The organism is Kitasatospora sp. NPDC058218 (assembly GCF_042882445.1).
Lineage (GTDB): Bacteria > Actinomycetota > Actinomycetes > Streptomycetales > Streptomycetaceae > Kitasatospora.
Window position 1 is genome coordinate 33,898 of the sequence record NZ_JBHVWC010000023.1, and the last position, 18,138, is coordinate 52,035.

Consider the following 18,138-nt stretch of genomic DNA (forward strand, 5'->3'; position numbering starts at 1 on the left):
GCCCCCCTCTGGGTCATGGACGGGATGCTGTCCCTCATGCGCTACTACTTCCGCAGTTCGATGACGGTCCTGCCGATACGGATCGGCATGCCCGGCTGGAGCGGGGTCGGCGCGGTCAGACGCTGCCGCTCCAGATAGGTGCCGTTGGTGGAGCCTAGATCCTCGACCGTCCACTGCCCAGTCTGATCCGGATAGATCCTGGCATGCCGGGAGGACGCGTAGTCGTCGTCCAGCACGATGGTGGAGTCGTGCGCGCGGCCCAGCGTGATGGTCTGGCCCTGCAGCGCGACGGTCGTACCGGCCAGCGAGCCCTGCACCACGACCAGCTGGGTCGGGGCGCCGCGGCGCCGGCCGCCGCCCTGGGTCTGGGGGGCGGGGGCGGGCTGGCCCTGCGGGGCCCGCCCGGGCGTGGCCACGGGGGCCGTGGTGGCGGTGGCCGCGGTCGCGGCACCGCCCCGGCGGGAGGAACGGGGGTTCACCCTGGTCCCGAACAGGTCACTGCGGATCACCTGGACCGCGACGATGACGAACAGCCACAGCACGGCGAGGAAACCCAGCCGCATGACCGTCAGGGTCAGTTCTGACATGGCCGGCCCGCCCGTGAGTGAGCGAAGCGAGCGAACAAATCGGACACTACCCTTCGACCTGTCGGTAGACGATGGTGGTGGAGCCCACGACGATTCGCGAGCCGTCGCGGAGCGTAGCGCGCTGGGTGTGCTGTCCGTCCACCACGATGCCGTTGGTGGACCCGAGGTCGAGCACCATCGAGGGGGTTCCGGGCCGGATCTCGGCGTGCTTGCGGGAGACCCCGGGGTCGTCGATCCGCACGTCGGCCTCGGTGGAACGGCCGAGCACGCAGGCGTTCCCGGTGATCTGGTGGCGGGAGCCGTTGACCTCGATCCAGCGGCGGACGGCGGTGCCGTGGCCCGCGCCCGGGAACGGGCGGACGTTGCCGCCCGCGGGCGCCGGGGCGCCGGGGGGCATGGCGGGGGGCGCGGCCGGCGGCGGGGGCGCGCTGTAGGGGGCGGCGCCCTGCTGCTGCCACGGTGCGCCGGGGGCCGGGGCGGCCGGCGGCCGGCCGTAGCCACCGCCCTGGGTGGGCTGCGCCGGGGCCTGCTGCGGCTGCTGCTGCTGCTCCTCGGCGGCCAGCGTGCGGCTGCGCACCCGGTAGAGGCCGGTGTCCAGGTCGTCGGCCTTCTCCAGGTTCACCTGGAGCGGGCCCATGAAGGAGTACCGCTGGGCCTCGGCGTACTCGCGGACCATGCCGGCCAGCTCGGTGCCCAGCTGGCTGGAGTAGGGGCTCAGGCGCTCGAAGTCGTGCGGGCTCAGCTCGACGATGAAGTCGTTGGGCACGACGGTGCGGTCACGGTTCCAGATGCTCGCGTTGTTGTCGCACTCACGCTGCAGCGCACCGGCGATCTCCACGGGCTGGACCTCGGACTTGAACACCTTGGCGAAGGTGCCGTTGACGAGACCCTCAAGTCGCTGCTCGAACTTCTTCAGCACTCCCATGGGGCACCCCCTTCCAGGGTTCGTTCGCCTGCCTGCCTGACGACCGGATCCCGGGGAGCCGGTCGCGCCTACTTGCGGTACTTCCGTACTGATCGTATCCACGCCGGGGCCATCCATACGGTTCCCGGACCGCGTGGTGCCCGGGGGTGGGCTCGGACACACAGGGTGACGCATTCCGGCGGCGGCATGCCAGGGGTACCCGTCACGACCGCCCCTCATCCCTCGCTCGCCTGTTCGTCCGGGCATCCGTTCGGATGCGCCCGGCCGTCCCGGGAAACGGATTCGGAGGCGGCCCGCAGGTCGTGCTACTGTTTTCCACGTCGGAAGGGGCGCCCGCAAGGGAGCCGGACCGAAGAACCGCGAAGGCCACATGGTACCGAGCGGATCGGCTGGTCGGCTGGCAACCACGACAAACACCCATGCGCGGGTGGCGGAATAGGCAGACGCGCTGGATTCAGGTTCCAGTGCCCGAAAGGGCGTGGGGGTTCAACTCCCCCCTCGCGCACAGTGAAGCCCCGCAGATCTTCGGATCTGCGGGGCTTTCTCGTGTTCCCGACGGGATCGGCACCGCCCCCGGGGAGGCGACGCCCTCACTCCCGGCCGGCGGGGAGGTCGGCCCGCACCGCGAAGCCGCCGTCGGAGGTGGTGCCGGCGCTGAGGGTGCCGCCGAGCAGCTGTGCCCGTTCGCGCAGGCCGACCAGGCCGTGCCCGCCGCCCGGCAGGGTCTCGGCGGGCCGGACCGGCGGGGCGTCGTTGCGGACCTCGACCCGGAGCCGGCGGCCGTGCGCGCGCACCCGGACGTGGACGGTGGCCTGCGGGGCGTACTTGGTGATGTTGGTGAGCGCCTCCTGGACCGTCCGGTAGGCCGCCCGCTCGACCGCCTCGGGCCAGGGCCGCTCCCCCGGGGACAGCTCGGCCTCGGCGGCCAGACCGCTCTCCTCGATCAGCCGGGGCAGGTCCGCCAGCCGGGGCTGCGGGGCGAGCGGGGCGTCCGGACGCGCGCCGGCGGCCCGCAGCACGCCGACCATCTGCCGCAGCTCCTCCAGGGTGCGCACGGAGAGCTCCCGGATCGTCCGGGCGGTGGTCGCGGCGGCCGGGTCCGCGGTGCTGACCTGCAGCGCGCCGGCCTGGATGCTGATCAGGCTGACCTGGTGCGAGACCACGTCGTGCATCTCCCGGGCGAGCCGGCCGCGCTCGCTGATCAGCACCCGCTCGGCGAGCAGCCGGCTCTCCCGTGCCTGGCCCCGGGTCAGCTCGTCCAGCCGGTCCGCCAGCTCCCGGCGGGTGCGGGAGAGCAGACCGGTGGCGGCCGGTCCGGCGGCCAGCATCACCGACTGGATGGCGTACAGCGCCGTCTCCCGGGTCGGTTCGAAGGACTGCTCGGAGAGCGGCCAGTGGAAGAACTCGACCAGGGCGAAGAGGGTCGCGCAGGGGACCACCACCCGGGGGGCGGGGCGTTCGGCGGCCACCGTGTAGACGGCGGTGATCGGGGCCAGCCAGATGTCGGCGAGATAGCTGCCCGGCATGGTGAGCAGCAGCACGGTGACCGGGAAGCGCCGGCGCCAGGGCAGGACGACGGCGGCGAGCAGCGAGAGCAGGACCTGCCACCAGGACGCGCCCCGGGCCACCAGCGCGGCGTCCATCAGGGAGTAGAGGGCCGGCAGCAGCAGCATCAGCCAGGGGGCGGTGAGCCGGGCCGGCAGCCGTCTGGCAGGGGGCAGCTCGGTGGCGGTCATGCTCCGTTGCCGGGTTTCGGCCGGACCAGGCCGGCCCGGTGGGCGACGACGGCGGCCTGCACCCGGTTGGCGGCGCCGAGCTTGCCGAGGATCGCGCTGATGTGGTCCTTCACCGTGCCGGTGCCCAGGAAGAGCCGGTCGGCGATCTCCGCGTTGGACAGGCCCTCGCCCAGCAGCGCCAGGACGTCGAGCTCGCGGCCGGTGAGGGTGCGGGCCAGCGAGGCGGCCTCGGCGTCCGGGCCGCCGCCGTCCACGTAGCCGCCGATCACGGTGCGGGTGACGGTCGGGGAGAGGATGCTGCCGCCGGCCGCGAGCACCCGCACGGCGTGCACCAGCTGGTCCGGGGCGGTGTCCTTGAGCAGGAAGCCGGACGCGCCGGCGCGCAGCGCGGTGCCGATGTACTCGTCGGTGTCGAAGGTGGTGAGCATCGCCACCGACGGCGGGTCGGGCAGGGCGCGCAGCCGCCGCAGCACCGAGATGCCGTCGAGGTCGGGCATCCGGATGTCGAGCAGCACCACGTGCGGGCGCAGGCGCTGGACGTGTTCCTCGGCCTGGCTGCCGGAGCAGTCGCCGACCACCTCCAGGTCGTGGGCGGAGCCGACGATGAGGCCGAGGCCGGAACGGACCAGGATCTCGTCGTCCACGATCAGCACGCGGGTGGTGGTGATGGTCCCTCCTCGGTTCGGGCGGCCGGGCCCGGCCGGTCCGTTCGGTGCAGTTGTCTTGAGCATTTCGAGACTAGGGCCAGTGGGGTCGGGGTGCCGAACGCCCGGCCCGGCGGACACCCCCGCCGTTCGGCGGGGGTCGGAATCCGCTACCGGGTTCACGTAATTCTCACCTCGGGTGCGGAACGATGGAGTTGGCTGCCCCTTCACCGGTTTCCGGTCATGGCCAGGGTCGCTGGTCAGTCCGTCGGGCGCACGGATGCCCGGCGCCGGCTTGTGTGCGGATGCGCCCCACCATCTGATCGTTTGGAATTGAGCTGTGTCGTCCACTGTGAAGTCGGAGCCGTCCGCCGCGTCCGCCGGACCCGGGTCCGCCGGCCTGCTGGAGCGCTGGCGCCCGAGGGCCGCCGCGGCGACCGTCTGGTACCTGCGCCTGATCGCGCTGCTGAACGTCGTGACGGTGCTGCTGGTGCCGTTCCGGGACCAGGTGACCGAGCACAACGAGGGCGAGTACTTCACCCCGTACCTGATGACGGCCGGCCTGAGCAGCGCGGTGCTGTCGGTGTTCCTGGCGATCGCGATGCGGCGGCGCAAGCGGGCCGCGTGGATCTTCAACATCGCGCTGGCCGGGCTGTTCGCGGTGCTCTACCTGCTGGCCATGGCGCTGCCCGGCGAGCAGTTCAACCACCACGCGCTGAACTACATCTCCACCGTGCTGACCTGCCTGTTCGTCCTGGCCCTGCTGGTCGGGCGGAGGGAGTTCACCTCCAAGGGCGACAGCTCCAACCCGAAGACGGCGGCGGCCACCTTCGTCGGCGGTCTGGCCTTCGGCGGTGTCGTCGGCGCGCTGCTGGTCTGGGCGAACAACACCGCCCAGGGCTCCGACTTCTGGGACCTCTTCCGCTACTCGGTCGGCCGGATGATCACCATCACGCCCTCCGAGCACCTGCGGTCCGTGGTCACCGCGCCGACCTGGGTCAACGCCGTCATCAACGCGATGGGCGGGGTGCTCTTCCTCCTGGTGCTCTACGTGGCGTTCCGCAGCCCCAGGGACAAGGAACTGCTGACCCCGGAGGACGAGGAGCGGCTGCGGGCCCTGCTGGACAAGCAGGGCGACCGGGACTCGCTGGGCTACTTCGCGCTGCGCCGCGACAAGGCGGTGGTCTTCTCCCCCAGCGGCAAGGCGGCGGTGACCTACCGGGTGGTCGGCGGGGTCTCGCTGGCCTCGGGCGACCCGATCGGGGACCCGGAGGCCTGGCCCGGCGCGATCGACGCCTGGCTGGCCGAGGCCCGGGAGCACGCCTGGGCGCCAGCCGTGATGGGCGCCTCCGAGGAGGCCGGGGTGATCTACGCCCGGCACGGGCTGGACGCGCTGGAACTGGGCGACGAGGCGATCGTCGAGCTGGACGAGTTCTCGCTGGACGGCCGGGCGATGCGGGTGGTCCGCCAGGCCTACAACCGGGTCAAGCGGGCCGGCTACACGGTGCGGATCCGGCGCCACCAGGACATCCCCGAGTGCGAGATGGCCGAGCTGGTGGCCAAGGCCGACCAGTGGCGCGACGGCGCGACCGAGCGCGGCTTCTCGATGGCGCTCGGCCGCCTCGGCGACCCGGGCGACGGGCGCTGCGTGATGCTGGAGTGCCACGACGGGGACGGCGAGCTGAAGGCGCTGCTGAGCTTCGTGCCGTGGGGTGCGGACGGGCTCTCGCTGGACCTGATGCGCCGGGCCCGGGACACCGAGAACGGACTGATGGAGTTCATGGTGATCGAACTCCTGCAGCGCGCGGGCGAGGTCCAGCTGGCCCGGGTGTCGCTGAACTTCGCAATGTTCCGTTCCGTTTTCGAGCGCGGGTCGCGCCTCGGCGCGGGGCCGGTCCTGCGGCTCTGGCGCTCGGTGCTGGGCTTCTTCTCGCGCTGGTGGCAGATCGAATCGCTGTACCGGGCCAACGCCAAGTACCGGCCGATCTGGGAGCCGCGCTATCTGCTCTTCGAGAAGAGCAGCGAGATTCCGCGCATCGGCATCGCCAGCGCGCGCGCCGAGGGCTTCATCACCGCACCGAGTCTGCCCGCCCTGTTCCGTCGCCGACACGCGGGAGCCGCCGACGCGGCCGCCCGGGTGCCGGCGGCCGCGCGGGACGGGAAGGGGTAACCCCTCCGCCGGGGGGCGGAGGGGACCGGTCGTCCGGATGGGGGGTCTTCGGGGTTTTCTCTCCCCCCAGAGGATGAGGCAGCTCAACTTTTATGCCGATGTGGATTCATTAACCGGCTTCTAATGTTGGAGTGGTCGAGAAGGCGTTCGCGGCTTCGGGGATTTGGAGAGACGGTTGTGATTTACAGGACCCACGCGGGGGGCGTGCGAAAGGGGCCGCTGGCTATTGCCGGTGCGGCCGCTGGAGCCGAGTGGGGGACGTTGTTCGGGACGGTCCGGGACCGGCTGGTGGCGAAGAAGTTCGCCGCCGTTCCGCTGGCGAGCGCGGCGACCGCCCTGATCCTGCTGTTCAGCATCGTGCAGCACCTGCCGGGCGGCGAGCGGTTCGTCACCCGCATCGGGGTGGTGAAGGCGGCGCTGCCGCTGGACGTCTCGCTGCTGCGCACACCGCTGTCGCTGTACGTGCCGGCGCTGGACCTGCCGGTCTGGGGGGCGCTGGCCCAGGTCTTCCTGGTCTTCGGAATCGCCGAGATCGTGCTCGGGCGGCGGCTGACGCTGGTGGTGGCCTACGCCTGCACCCTGGCCGGGACGCTGTTCGCCCGGGTCGGGGTCGCGATCGGCCCGGACCACATGTTCGGCTTCCCGAAGTGGGTGGCCTACGTCCGCGACACCGGCCCCTCGGCGGCGGTGGTGGCGCTGGCGATCTGCATCGCGTTCCGCTGCCGGGCCTGGTTCACGGCCGGCCTGGTGGTCGCGCTGATGGTCGGCGAGGCGGTCGTCCTGCCGAACCTGGCGGGCCTGGAGCACGTCGTCGCGGTGATCACCGCGCTGCTGATCGCCGTCTCGGTGGAGGTGTTCGGGGACTTCTGGCCGCGGGTGCTGGCCGGGGTCGGCGCGGCGGCCTCGGTCGCCACGGCCGCCTCGATCGAGGTGGCCACCGAGGCCCGCCGCCGCTCGGCAGGCGCAGCCCGGGCGTAGCCGCCGACAGAGGGCCGAGCCCTCCTGCCCGACAGTGGGCGAGCGGGGCGGCCCGGCGGCAGGCCAGACCACGAGCCAAAGGGCCCCGGCGCCTGAAGCCCCACCCGCCCGTCTTGAGCTCCGCCCCGCGCCGAACCCGCCCCGAGCCGAAGGGCCGCGCCGGTGCCGAAAGGGTGGGCCCCTCCTGCCCGATGCCGGGCAAGGAGGGCAAGGGACGGAGCGACGTTGGGGGCACCCCCGGCCGGAGGCTGGGGGAGAGCGACGGAGCGCCGACCGTCGGCACCGGACCAAAGCGGCCCGGAGGCGAGCGGGCGAAAACACAGCCCGGAGGCGAGAGGGCTCTAAACAATCGGCAGCTCGAACCAGACCACCTTGCCGACCGCCTTGCGGGCGGTGCCCCAGCGTTCGGCGAGCTTGGTGACCAGCGTCAGTCCGCGGCCGGTCTCGCCGAGCTGTTCGGCGGGCTCCAGCGACGGCAGGTTGTGGTTGTCGTCGCTGACCTCGACCAGCAGCTTGTCCACCCGGATCAGCTGGAGCTGGACGCGGTCCCGGGCGACCCGGACGGCGTTCGTCACCAGCTCGCTGACCAGCAGCTCGGCGGTGTCGCAGAGCCCCTCCAGGTGCCAGCCGGTCAGCTGCTCGCGCACCAGTGCGCGGGCCCGGCGGACCTCCCGGTGGTCCACGGTGAGGTCCCAGGTGGCCACCTCGGTCGGCGCGACGCCGTCGAAGCGGGCCACCAGCAGGGCGACGTCGTCCTTGCGGTCGTCCGAGTGCAGCCGGTCCAGGACGACGTCGCAGGCCTCCTCGGGGCTGCGCTGCGGGTCGATCAGGTTGCCGCAGAGCGCGGCCAGCCCGGTCCCTATGTCGCCGCCCCTGACCTCGACCAGGCCGTCGGTGCAGAGCACCAGCATCGAGCCGTCCGAGACGTCGATGGTCTTGGCGACGAACGGCACCCCGCCGACGCCGATCGGCGCCCCGGCCGGGATCTCCAGCAGCTCGCCGGTGCCGTCCGGGTGCACCAGCACCGGTGGGACGTGGCCGGCGCTGGCCAGCTCGCAGGTCCGGTTGATCGGGTCGTAGACCGCGTACAGGCAGGTGGCCAGATGGTCGTCGCCGAGCTTCTGGGCCAGGTTGTCCAGGTGGCGCAGCAGCTGTCCGGGCGGCAGGTCCAGGGCGGCGAGGGTCTGCATCGCGGTGCGGAAGCGGCCCATCGCGGCGGCCGAGTGGATGCCGTGGCCCATCACGTCGCCGACCACCAGGGCGACCCGGCTGCCGGGCAGCTGGATCGCGTCGAACCAGTCCCCGCCGACCTCGGCCTTGGGGTCGCCCGGCAGGTAGCGGTGGGCGATCTGCACACCGGGGATCTGCGGCGGGCGGGTCGGGATCATCGAGCGCTGCAGGGTGGTGGCGACCTTGGACTCGGCGCGGTGCAGCCGGGCGTTGTCCAGTGAGAGCGCGGCGCGGGCGGCCAGCTCCTTGAGGGTGGCGGCGTCGCCCTCGTCGAAGGGGGCGCGGTCGGGCAGCCGGAGCAGCTTGAGGATGCCGAGCACGGTGCCCCGGGCGGAGAGCGGCACCACCAGCATCGAGCGGCCGGAGACCACCGAGGCGAGCCGGACGCCGCCGAGCGCGGCGGCGTAGTCGACCGCGACGTCCTCGCTGACCACCGGGACCAGGACCGGCTGGTTGAGCTGGAGGGCCATCCCGGGCGGGGTGCGGCGGGGCATCGCGACCAGCGAGCCCTCGGCGAGGACGTGGTCCCACTGGCCGGCGGAGTCGTTGTTGGCCAGGGCGACCCGGCGCAGCATGGTGTCGTCGTCCGGCCGGGCCTCGGGCAGCTCGGAGTCGGAGATCAGGCCGTCCACCAGGTCGACGCAGGCGAAGTCGGCGACCCGGGGGACGAGCACCTGGCAGAGCTCGCGCGCGGTGAAGCCGAGGTCGAGGGTGGTGCCGACCTTGCCGCCGACCTCGTTGAGCAGGGCCAGCTGCTCGCCGGCCTGGCCGTTGGTCAGGAACGGGGTGAGCCGCCCGGCCGGCGGGGCGCCGCCCGGGCAGCCCAGGACCTCGGCGGGTGCGGGGGCGGGGGAGGGGACGGCGACGGGTGGGACCTGGTCGCCGGGGTGGACCTGGTGGCCGTTGGCGGACGACTCGACGGCGGCCTGCTCGATGGTGGCGCCTCCTCTGGGCGGTGCCGGGACGGTCGGGGCGGCCGCCGGCACGCCGCTCACGGCGCCGGCGGGCCGGGCGGCCGGCGCGGCGGGTCGGTCGGCGGCCTCGCGCTGGACGGGCAGCGGTCCGGCCGGCCGCCGGCCGGGGGCGGACTGCTCGGGCTGCGGGGGCGGGCCGAGTCGGGTGGCGCGCTGCTGGGCGGTCGGGTAGCGGCGGCCGATGCCCGCGGCCGCGTGCGCGGTGCCGGCCTGCGGATCGGCCGGCAGCACGGGGAGCACGGTGGTGGCGTCCAGCCGCAGGGCGGGCAGGCCGGCCCGGCTCAGCCCGTCGAGCAGCTGGGCCCGGCGGTCGGCGGAGCCGGCCGGCAGCAGCCGGGCGAGCGGCTCGGGCACCGGGCGGCCGGGGGCGGTGAGGGCGGCGGTGAGCCGGTGGAAGCCGCCCCGGGCGGCGGGGGTGGCGGCGAACGGCAGCAGGCGCTCGCCGAGCGCGAGCCGCGGCCCGGCGGAGCGCAGCGGGCGGGCGTCGGCGGCCAGGGCCAGCAGGCCGCCGGCCGGTCCGGGCAGTGGATAGGCCCACCAGAGCACGTCGCGCAGGTGCTCCTCGCGGTCGACGACGGGCATCTGCCCGGCCCACGGGCGGTCGGCGGCGGTCAGCTCGGCCAGCGTGTCCAGCGCGTCGCGGCGGTGCCGGAGGGCGGGGGCGGCGGCCGGTCCGGGGACGCTGCGCGGCTCGACGGCGGGCAGCAGGCCGGAGGCGGGGCGGTCGTGGGTGACGTCGGCGCGGTGCCCGAACAGCTCCTCGGCGGCCCTGCTCCACTGCGCGACCCGGCCCGTCCGGTCGACCAGGACCAGGGCGAGCCGGACCAGCGCGACCACCCCTGAGGGCTGGTCACCCGGTGCGGCTCCGGATCCGGCCGTGACGGCCGCCGGACGCGGTGTTGAGTTGGGCTCGTCCACCATGGATTCGGTCTGCTCCCGCCTGGCCGCCACGCCTGGAGGTGGCCGTCTCTCTGGAGGAGGCACGCTGTGCGTACCAGCGAAGCACGGAGAGGGCCGGGCTCGATAGCGAAACGAGGAGATTCATCAGTACTTGTTGCGCGTCCCGTTGTGTACGCCCGCCCGCACTCCCCGTCCACCCGGTCGGAGCAGCGCGCGCGGAGGTAGGGTGGCAGGCCGGGCCGCCCCGCGGGGCGGGCGTGCCGCTCCCGGTACGGCGGACGGCACGGCAGCAGGACGAGCCGGCAGGACGAGACAGAGGCGAGACGTGACCGCGCAGAGCCCCGCCCGTTGGACGGATCCGGAGCAGCAGGAGCTGGAGGAGCGGGTCGCCGCCGCCGAACTCGCCTGGCTCACCATGGACGTCGACATGCAGACCCTGCGGGTCGAGATCGACAACTTCGCCCTGATCCACCATCAGCTGCTCGGCCCGCTCTACGCCCGGCTGGACGAGCTGGACGCGTTGATCGCCGAGACGGTGGCCACCCGGACCGGGCACCCCGAGGACCTCCGGCGGGCCGCCGAGGCGCGTCAGCGGGTGGACGAACTGCCCGACCTGGACGCGCTGTTCGACAGCGTCCAGGAGCAGGACGCCGCCACCGCGCCGCCGGCCGCGCCGACCCGGGTGCGGCCCGGCCGGGACGCCCAGCGGATCTACCGCGAGCTCGTCCGCCGCGCCCACCCCGACCTGACCACCGACCCGGCCGAGCAGCAGCGCCGGGCCGCCTTCATCGCCCGGGTCAACGAGGCCTACGCGTACGGCGACGCCGTCGCGCTGGAGGGTCTCGCAGCCGAGTGGTCCACCGCCCCCGAGGCGGCGCCCGCGCTGGACTCCCCCGACCGGTTCGGCTGGCTGCGCCGGCGGCTGGAGTGGCTCACCGCCAAGATCGCCGAGACCGCCACCGAGCAGGTCAGGCTGGAGAACACCGCGATGGGCCAGCTGCTCGCCCTCGCCCCGCAGGACCCGGACGGCCTGCTGGAGGAGCTCGCCGACCAGCTGCTGGCCAAGGCCTCCGCCCAGCAGGCCGAGCTGGAACGGCTGCTCGGCGGGCAGCCGGTGGGGGACAATGGAGCGGACCGGACCGAGCCCCAGGAGAACCAGACGATGTTCGCGCAGATCCCCACCGCCGAAGCCGCCGCCGTCCCCGCCGACGCCGCCCTGCTGGACGTCCGTGAGCAGGACGAGTGGGACGCGGGTCACGTGGACGGTGCGCTGCACATCCCGATGGGCCAGGTGATCGCCCGCCTCGGCGAGCTGCCGGACGGGAAGCTCTACGTGCTCTGCCGGGTCGGCGGGCGCTCCGCGCAGGTCGTCCAGTACCTGGTGCAGAACGGCCGGGACGCGGTCAACGTGGACGGCGGGATGTACGCGTGGGAGGGCGCCGGCCGCCCGATGGTGAGCAGCGACGGCCGGGACGCCTTCGTCCTGTAGGTCCGGCGCGGTTCGCTCCCCCGCCGCGGCACCGACCGCCCTCCGGGTAGGGCAGGATGGGCGCGCGACCGAGCCGGGAACGGACCGGCGGCGTACGTCCGGCGGGGTGGGGGAGTGTCCATGGCCGAGAACACCGGGGCACCGCCCGGCGGGCGGGTCTGGTCGACGCCGGCGCTGGCCGTGCTCGGGCTGGCCGCCGCCGTGCTGGTGACGGGCACCGGGCTGTTCCTCGCCGCGGTGTTCCTGCACGTGGCCCCGGCCAACTCGGCCTCCCGGGAGTACCGGGAGCAGGTCGACGGCCTGGTGTACCCGGAGTTCGAGCAGAACTGGAAGCTGTTCGCGCCCAACCCGCTGCAGCAGAACGTCAGTCTGGACGCCCGGGTGCGCACGGTCGCGGCCGGCGGTGCGACCCGGACCCACGACTGGACCGGGCTGACCGCCCGGGACGTCGCGGCGATCCGCGGCAACCCCGCGCCCAGCCACGCCGACCAGAACCTGCTCCGCCGGGCCTGGGACTTCTACGAGGGCTCGCACAGCGCGCAGGACGACACGCTGACCAATCCGCGCGGCAAGCTGGCCGAGCAGTACCTGAAGCGGATCGCGCTGCAGCGGATCGGCCGGAGCGTCGACGGCGAGCGGGTCCTGCAGATCGAGTTCCGGGTGACGGCCGCGACCGTCCCGCCGCCGGGCTGGAGCGGGGAGGCCGCGCCGCCCGCGCCGAAGGTCCGGGAGCTGCCGTGGTGGCCGGTGGACGACGAGGACTACCGGGGGCTCGGGTGAACGACGTCTCGCCGACGGTCGGGCCGGAGCTGCTCGACGGGATCCCCCGGCAACCCGCGCCCGACGTGGAGCCGGAGCCGGCCCCCGGGCGGCCCGGCCCGGGGCTCGGCGCGGCGGCCGCGCGGGGCTTCGCGGCGTTCACCGGGCGGGCGCTGGGGCGCCACCAGGCGGCGGCGGTGCGGATCGGCTTCGGGCTGGTCTGGCTGGCCTTCCTGCTGCGGGAGTGGCCCAACCGGCGGCTGCTCTACGGCGACACCTCGCCCTGGTCGCTCGCCCTGGCCGAGCGGCTGCTGGCCGACAACGGGGCGCTGACCGTGCTGCCGTGGTTCGGTGGGCGGCTCTGGTTCGAGCTGGTCTACCACCTGGCGGTGCTGGCCGCCCTCGCCGTCCTGCTGGGCTGGCGGACCAGGGCGAGCACCGTGCTGTTCCTGGTCACCGTGCTGTCGCTGCAGAACCGCAACGTCTTCCTCGGTGACGGCGGCGACAACGTCGTCCATCTGATGGCGGTCTACCTGGTCTTCACCCGCTGCGCGCAGGTCTGGTCGCTGGACGCCCGGCGGCCGGCCCCGGGGCGGTCCGGGGTGCTGCTCTGGGCGGTGCTGGGCGCGGTGCTGCTGGTCTGCCAGCTCGGCGCCTTCTCCGGCGAGAGCCTGACCTGGACGACCGCCGCCTTTCCCCGGGTCGGCTGGGCGCCGGTGTTCTGGGGCCTGTGGGCGGTGGCCGGGCTCTGGTGGGTGCTCGGGCGGCTGCGGCCGGACGGCGAGCCGCGGGCGGTGCTGGACGCGCTGGCGAACATGGTGCACAACTGCGCGATGCTGGTGATCGCCACCGAGGTGGTGCTGATCTACGCCACGGCCGGCTGGTACAAGGTGCAGGGCTCGCGCTGGCAGGACGGCACCGCGCTCTACTACCCGCTGCACCTGGACTACTTCACGCCCTGGCCGGGGCTGTCCGGGCTGGTCGGTTCGGCCCTGCTGCCGGTCTTCCTGGTCTCGTACGGGACGGTGCTGCTGCAGGTGGCGTTCCCGTTCACGCTCGTCCACCGACGGGTCAAGAACGCGCTGCTGGCGGTGATGCTGGCCGAGCACCTGGGGATCGCGGTGCTGCTGGGGCTGCCGGTGTTCTCGCTGGCGATGGTCGCGGCGGACGCGGTCTTCCTGCCGACCGGGGTGCTGCTCTGGGCGGGGGCGCGGTTCGGGGGCCTGGGGGCGCGCGTCGGGAGCTTCCGCAGCCGGAGGGCATCACTCCCCTAAGCTGACCACTATGTCCTGGTTTGCCGCACTCCGAGACACCGCGCGGACCGGACTGACCCTGGACCGGGCGCTCACCGACCCCAAACGCGCGGCCCGCGGAGCCGTCGCCGTCGCCCTGGTGCTCTTCCCGACCCTGGCGCTGGGCGGGGCCCGGCTCGCCACCTCGGCCGCGATGGGCGCGTTCATCGCCGGGACGGCCACCTTCCAGCGCAGCTTCCGCCCCCGGCCCACGCTCGCCGTCGCGGCCGGGATCGGGCTCGGCACCAGTACCTTCCTCGGCTACCTGGCGGCCGGGGTGACCGGGGCCTTCCCGGTGCTGCTCGCGGTCTGGGCCTTCGGGGCCGGCCTGGCCTGGGCGATCGGGCCGACCGCCGGGGTGGTCGCCGCCAACACCCTCGCGGTGATGCTGGTCGTCGTCCAGCTCCCGGTCAGCGCGGCGACCGCGTTCGGCCACGGGTTGGTCTGCGCGCTCGGCGGCGCCGTCCAGGCGGCCGTCATCACGCTCTGGCCGATCGGCAGTTGGACCGCCCAACGGGAGGCGCTCGCCGACACCTACGCCGAACTCGCCGACTACGCCCGGCGGCTGCGCCAGGACCCGACCGCGCACGTCGACCCGGAGCCGTTCATGACGGCCCGGCACGCGGCCGCGCTGACGCCCTGGCAGGACCGCCGCCGACCGCCCGAGCTGCGCGGCCTGCGCGGCATCGCCGAACGGGTCCGCCCGACCCTGGCCGCCATCGCCGATCCCAAGGTCGGCGCCCCCGAGGAGGGGCCCGAGCGCGACCGGGCCCGGGCCGTGCTGGCCGCCGCCGCCGAGGCGATGGACGCCCTGGCACGCGCCGTCCGCACCGGCGATCCGCTGCAACTGTCCCCCAGCCTCCGGCCGGGGGTGCCCCCACCGCTCCGCCCGGCGCTCACCCTGGCCGCCCCGGCCGACGGGCCGGAGTTGCAGGGCGCCAGCCGACGGGCCGCCCGCCGGCTGGCCGGGCTGCTGCGCAAGGCCGCCGACGCCCTGGAGCGCGGCGACGAGGACACCATCAGCACGCCCGTGGTCGGCGCCGGCGGGGCGCTGCTGAAGCCGCCGCTCTCCCGGATGCTGCCGGTCGCCCTGCGCGCGGTGCGGCGCCAGCTCCAGCCGCACTCGGCGGTCTTCCAGCACGCCGTCCGGCTCGCCGGGGTCGTCGTGCTCGCCTATCTGCTCGCCCGGCTGGTCGGCTTCGAGCACGGGTACTGGGCCCCGATGACCGCCGCCATGGTGATGCGGCCCGACTTCGCGCAGACCTACAGCCGGGGGGTGGCCCGGCTGGCCGGGACGATGGTCGGCGTCGCCGTCTCCACCCTGGTGGTGCAGCTGGCCCACCCCGGGGAGTGGGTGCTGGCCGCGCTCGCGGTGCTCTGCATCGGCGGCGCGTACCTCACCCTGCGCACCGGCTACGCGCTGATGACGGTCTGCATCTCCTCGTACGTCGTCTTCCTGCTCGGTCTGCAGGAGGGGAACCCGCTGGTCACCGCCTTCGAGCGGGTCGGTCTGACCTTCCTCGGCGGCTCCGTCGCGCTGCTCGCCTACGCGCTGTTCCCGACCTGGCAGACCGCCCGGCTCGGGGAGCGGCTGGCCGAGTGGCTGGCCGCCGCCGGGCGCTACGCGGGCGCGGTGCTCGCCGTCTACGAGAACCCGGGCGCCCCGCGCGGGCGGGAGGTCCGCTCGGCGCTGCTGGACTCCCGGGAGGCCCGCTCCGAGCTGCTCCAGGCCATGCAGCGGGCCGACGCGGAGCCCGGCCGGCACGCCTCCGGGCTGCCCGGGGTCAGCCGCCGCCAGCTGGACCGGGCCCGGGCGGCGGTCGGCCACCTCGGGCGGGTCGCCGTGCTGCTGGAGGCCCATCTGCCCACCGCCGACGCCGAACCGGTGCCCGGCGCGGCCGAGTTCGCCGAGGAGCTGCGGCTGGCCACCGCGCTGGCGGCGGCCGCGCTGCTCACCGAGCGTCCGGTGGAGTTCGACTCCGTGCGGGAGGCGCAGGCCCGGTTGGAGGAGCGGCTGGCCGGGGCGCCGGCGAGCGTGCAGCGGGAGGTCGTCCGGACGAGCAGCCGCCTGCTGCTCCAGGCGCTGAAGGACCTGGAGCGTGCGCTGCGCGGGGGCGGTTCGGCCACCGCGGAGCAGCGCGCGCAGGAGTCCACGGCGCGTTAGGCCCCGGGGCGGGGCACGTCGGGCGGGGCACGTCGGGCGGGGCGCGGCGGGTAGGGCGCGTCGGCGGGCACGGGGCCGCCGGCCGGCCCGGCGGGCCGGGGGTGGCAGAGTGAGCGGCATGAACGACGAGCCGGTACGCGCCTGGCGGGCGGGCGCGGCGGCACCGGACACGGTGCTGCTGGACGGATTCCACGCACTCAAGCACGCGCTGCGCTTCGGCGGGGACGTCCGCCAGGTGCTGACCGCCGACCGGGCCGCGCTGCTGGCGCTCGCCGCCGAACTGGCCGAGGACGTCGCCCCCGCGCTGGCCGGCCTGGCCACGGAGCTGCCGGAGCCCGCGCTGCGGACGCTGGTGCCCAGGCCGCACCCCACCGGGGTGATCGCACTGGCCGGCCGCCCGACCACCGGGGCCAACCTGGCGGTCCTCGGCCGGCAGCCCCGGACGGCGCCGGTCGTCCTGCTGGAGAACCCGCGCAACCTGGGCAACGTGGGCGCGGTGATCCGGCTGGCGGCCGGCTTCGGCGCCACCGGCGTGGTGACCACCGGGGACCTCGACCCCTGGCACCCGAACGTGGTGCGGGGCAGCGCCGGCCTGCACTTCGCCACCGCCGTCGAACGGCTGGCGCTGCCCGAGCTGCCCGCCGGCCCGCTGTACGTGCTGGACCCGGAGGGGGCGGACATCCGGACGGTGGCCGTGCCGGACGACGCGCTGCTGGCCTTCGGTACCGAGCGGCACGGCGTCTCGGCGGAGCTGAGGGAGCGCGCGGACCGGCTGGTCGCGGTGCCGATGCAGCCCGGGGTCTCCAGCTTCAACCTGGCGACCAGCGTGGCGATGGGGCTCTTCCACTGGATGTCGGGCCGCCCGCCCGGTGTTCCCCTGCCGGGCGGGCCCGCGGGCGCCTGACGCGCCTACCGGTCGAACAGCCGGCGCCAGGTGTCCGGCCCGGGGTAGCCGTCGGCCTCGGCGCCGCGCCAGCCCTGGGCCTGCTGGAAGGCCTGGACGGCCTGCCGGTCGCTCTCCGTCCAGCGCGGCCCGGGGCCCTGGGTGTAGGAGCGGCCGAAGCCCTTGCGGACCAGCTGCTCCCCGAGCCGGGTGACGGAGGCGTTGGCGGCTCCCGGGCGGAACGCGTCCGCGCCGGGGAAGGCGGGCACCCCGTCACCGGTGCCGGGGGTGACCGGGGGCGGCGGGAGCGGGGTGGTGGCCGCGGCGATGTCGCGGCCCTTGTGGTTGACCAGGTAGTCCCAGGTGTCCTTGCCGGGGAGGCCGTCGGCCTCGCTTCCGCGCCAGCCCTGGGCGAGCTGGAAGGCCTCGGTGGCCCTGCGGTCGGCCTCGCCCCAGCGCGGGCCGGGGCCCTCGGTGTAGAACCGGCCGCCGCCGCGCTGGACCAGCATCTGGCCGAGCTTGGTGACGTACGCGTTGTTCGCGCCCGGGCCGAACTTGTCGGCGCCGGGGTAGGCGGTCGACGCGGAGCCGTCGTTGCTGGTGCCGCCCGAGAGGGCCTTGGCGCGGTACGGGACGTACGAGGCGGAGTTGTTCCAGTAGGCGTACGGGGTGTCCCGCTTGGTGGTGCCGGGAGAGGTCTGCTCGTAGGCCAGGTAGCGGGTGCGGGAGGAGTTCGTCCAGCCGCCGAAGACGGTGACGTGCGAACCGGCCTGCGGGTTGGCCGGGTTGTTGTAGATCAGGATGTCGCCGGGCTGGAGGTCCGCCTTGGTGATCCGGTCGGCGAAGTCGGGCAGCGTCCAGGTGGTCTGACTGCTGCCCAGGCCCCAGGCCATCGAGACGAAGCCGGAGCAGTCCTGGCGGTAGCCGTCGGACCAGTAGCGGCTCATGCTGTACGGGACCTTCTGGGCGACCCAGGCCTGTGCCCGCTCGATGATCTGCGCCCGGGTGAGCGGCTGCGCGGTGGCCCGCGGACCGGCGGGGGCGCGGGCACCGGGGGCCTCGCCGTGGAGACCGCTGACCCCGCCCTGCGGCGTGGTCGGCGCCTCGGCGGCGCTGTTGCCGCCGGGGGTGGGTGCGGGGGCCGCCGCGGCCCCGGCCGCCCCGCCGCCCAGGACGGTGCCGACCGCGGCCATCAGCACCGCGGCCCGGCGGCGGGTGCTCCGGGCCGCGGCGTGCCCGCCCTCGTGCACCGGTGCGGCGTGCAGCCGGGCGCGGCGGCGGTCACGGCAGCCCCCGCATATGCAGTCCTCGTCCGGTGCGACCTCGTCGAATTCCAGCAACGGGGTCGATTGCTCGGTAGGGGTCATTCTCCGCCTCTTTCCCGGTCAGTCCTGATGGCACGACAGG

13 protein-coding genes and 1 tRNA gene are annotated in these 18,138 nt (G+C 74.6%); 8 read left to right on the forward strand and 6 right to left on the reverse strand.

What is annotated here, in order from left to right:
• Positions 1–44: 44 nt before the first annotated feature.
• Both ACFVYI_RS16600 and ACFVYI_RS16605 read right to left on the reverse strand, forming a co-directional pair.
• Positions 45–587: an FHA domain-containing protein gene (locus ACFVYI_RS16600; protein ID WP_387885817.1), complete on the reverse strand. Its 543-nt coding sequence runs from the start codon at positions 585–587 to the stop codon at positions 45–47.
• Positions 588–633: 46 nt separating this feature from the next.
• The gene (locus tag ACFVYI_RS16605) at positions 634–1,512 is read right to left on the reverse strand and encodes an FhaA domain-containing protein (protein WP_387885819.1); all 879 of its coding nucleotides are present in this window, start codon (positions 1,510–1,512) and stop codon (positions 634–636) included.
• 421 nt (positions 1,513–1,933) lie between these two features.
• On the opposite strand from ACFVYI_RS16605, the gene ACFVYI_RS16610 reads away from it, so the two are divergent.
• Positions 1,934–2,017 (forward strand) — tRNA-Leu (locus ACFVYI_RS16610).
• An 85-nt stretch (positions 2,018–2,102) separates the two neighbouring features.
• Here ACFVYI_RS16610 and ACFVYI_RS16615 read toward each other — a convergent pair.
• Positions 2,103–3,248 carry a sensor histidine kinase gene (locus ACFVYI_RS16615; protein ID WP_387885822.1) on the reverse strand — a complete coding sequence of 382 codons (1,146 nt, stop codon included), beginning with the start codon at positions 3,246–3,248 and terminating at the stop codon, positions 2,103–2,105.
• Positions 3,245–3,979, reverse strand: coding sequence for a response regulator (locus ACFVYI_RS16620; protein WP_387885825.1), 735 nt, complete (start codon positions 3,977–3,979; stop codon positions 3,245–3,247). The genes ACFVYI_RS16615 and ACFVYI_RS16620 overlap by 4 nt, the downstream gene beginning before the upstream one ends.
• Positions 3,980–4,232: 253 nt before the next feature.
• On the opposite strand from ACFVYI_RS16620, the gene ACFVYI_RS16625 reads away from it, so the two are divergent.
• Both ACFVYI_RS16625 and ACFVYI_RS16630 read left to right on the forward strand, forming a co-directional pair.
• Complete coding sequence (locus tag ACFVYI_RS16625) at positions 4,233–6,062, forward strand: phosphatidylglycerol lysyltransferase domain-containing protein (protein WP_387885827.1); 1,830 nt, start codon at positions 4,233–4,235, stop codon at positions 6,060–6,062.
• A gap of 288 nt (positions 6,063–6,350) precedes the next feature.
• Positions 6,351–7,040, forward strand: coding sequence for a hypothetical protein (locus tag ACFVYI_RS16630; RefSeq protein ID WP_387885830.1), 690 nt, complete (start codon positions 6,351–6,353; stop codon positions 7,038–7,040).
• A gap of 341 nt (positions 7,041–7,381) precedes the next feature.
• On the opposite strand, the gene ACFVYI_RS16635 is transcribed toward ACFVYI_RS16630, so the two are convergent.
• Complete coding sequence (locus ACFVYI_RS16635) at positions 7,382–10,165, reverse strand: SpoIIE family protein phosphatase (protein WP_387885833.1); 2,784 nt, start codon at positions 10,163–10,165, stop codon at positions 7,382–7,384.
• Positions 10,166–10,469: 304 nt separating this feature from the next.
• Between ACFVYI_RS16635 and ACFVYI_RS16640 the strand changes: the two genes are divergently transcribed.
• The 5 genes from ACFVYI_RS16640 to ACFVYI_RS16660 all read left to right on the forward strand — a co-directional run bounded on the left by ACFVYI_RS16640 (position 10,470) and on the right by ACFVYI_RS16660 (position 16,752).
• A complete protein-coding gene (locus ACFVYI_RS16640; protein ID WP_387885836.1) occupies positions 10,470–11,633 on the forward strand; it encodes a rhodanese-like domain-containing protein in 1,164 nt (387 codons plus the stop codon).
• 120 nt (positions 11,634–11,753) lie between these two features.
• The gene (locus ACFVYI_RS16645; protein WP_387885839.1) at positions 11,754–12,413 is read left to right on the forward strand and encodes a DUF5819 family protein; all 660 of its coding nucleotides are present in this window, start codon (positions 11,754–11,756) and stop codon (positions 12,411–12,413) included.
• On the forward strand, positions 12,410–13,666 hold the full coding sequence (locus ACFVYI_RS16650) for an HTTM domain-containing protein (protein ID WP_387885842.1): 1,257 nt from the start codon (positions 12,410–12,412) through the stop codon (positions 13,664–13,666). The genes ACFVYI_RS16645 and ACFVYI_RS16650 overlap by 4 nt, the downstream gene beginning before the upstream one ends.
• 10 nt (positions 13,667–13,676) lie before the next feature.
• Positions 13,677–15,848: an FUSC family protein gene (locus tag ACFVYI_RS16655; RefSeq protein ID WP_387885844.1), complete on the forward strand. Its 2,172-nt coding sequence runs from the start codon at positions 13,677–13,679 to the stop codon at positions 15,846–15,848.
• Positions 15,849–15,966: 118 nt separating this feature from the next.
• The gene (locus ACFVYI_RS16660; RefSeq protein ID WP_387885847.1) at positions 15,967–16,752 is read left to right on the forward strand and encodes a TrmH family RNA methyltransferase; all 786 of its coding nucleotides are present in this window, start codon (positions 15,967–15,969) and stop codon (positions 16,750–16,752) included.
• A 5-nt stretch (positions 16,753–16,757) separates the two neighbouring features.
• Here the strand turns inward: ACFVYI_RS16660 and ACFVYI_RS16665 are convergent, their stop codons facing one another.
• Positions 16,758–18,098 (reverse strand): peptidoglycan-binding protein, encoded by a 1,341-nt coding sequence (locus ACFVYI_RS16665; RefSeq protein ID WP_387885850.1) that lies wholly within the window; start codon positions 18,096–18,098, stop codon positions 16,758–16,760.
• Positions 18,099–18,138 lie beyond the last annotated feature (40 nt).

What these genes read in the sequence shown, in the direction of transcription:
- ACFVYI_RS16620 (WP_387885825.1), bottom strand. Translation starts at nt 3,979, where the DNA reads ATGCTCAAGACAACTGCACCGAACGGACCGGCCGGGCCCGGCCGCCCG.
- ACFVYI_RS16645 (WP_387885839.1), top strand. Translation starts at nt 11,754, where the DNA reads ATGGCCGAGAACACCGGGGCACCGCCCGGCGGGCGGGTCTGGTCGACG.
- ACFVYI_RS16655 (WP_387885844.1), top strand. Translation starts at nt 13,677, where the DNA reads ATGTCCTGGTTTGCCGCACTCCGAGACACCGCGCGGACCGGACTGACC.
- ACFVYI_RS16615 (WP_387885822.1), bottom strand. Translation starts at nt 3,248, where the DNA reads ATGACCGCCACCGAGCTGCCCCCTGCCAGACGGCTGCCGGCCCGGCTC.
- ACFVYI_RS16660 (WP_387885847.1), top strand. Translation starts at nt 15,967, where the DNA reads ATGAACGACGAGCCGGTACGCGCCTGGCGGGCGGGCGCGGCGGCACCG.
- ACFVYI_RS16605 (WP_387885819.1), bottom strand. Translation starts at nt 1,512, where the DNA reads ATGGGAGTGCTGAAGAAGTTCGAGCAGCGACTTGAGGGTCTCGTCAAC.
- ACFVYI_RS16665 (WP_387885850.1), bottom strand. Translation starts at nt 18,098, where the DNA reads ATGACCCCTACCGAGCAATCGACCCCGTTGCTGGAATTCGACGAGGTC.
- ACFVYI_RS16635 (WP_387885833.1), bottom strand. Translation starts at nt 10,165, where the DNA reads ATGGTGGACGAGCCCAACTCAACACCGCGTCCGGCGGCCGTCACGGCC.
- ACFVYI_RS16600 (WP_387885817.1), bottom strand. Translation starts at nt 587, where the DNA reads ATGTCAGAACTGACCCTGACGGTCATGCGGCTGGGTTTCCTCGCCGTG.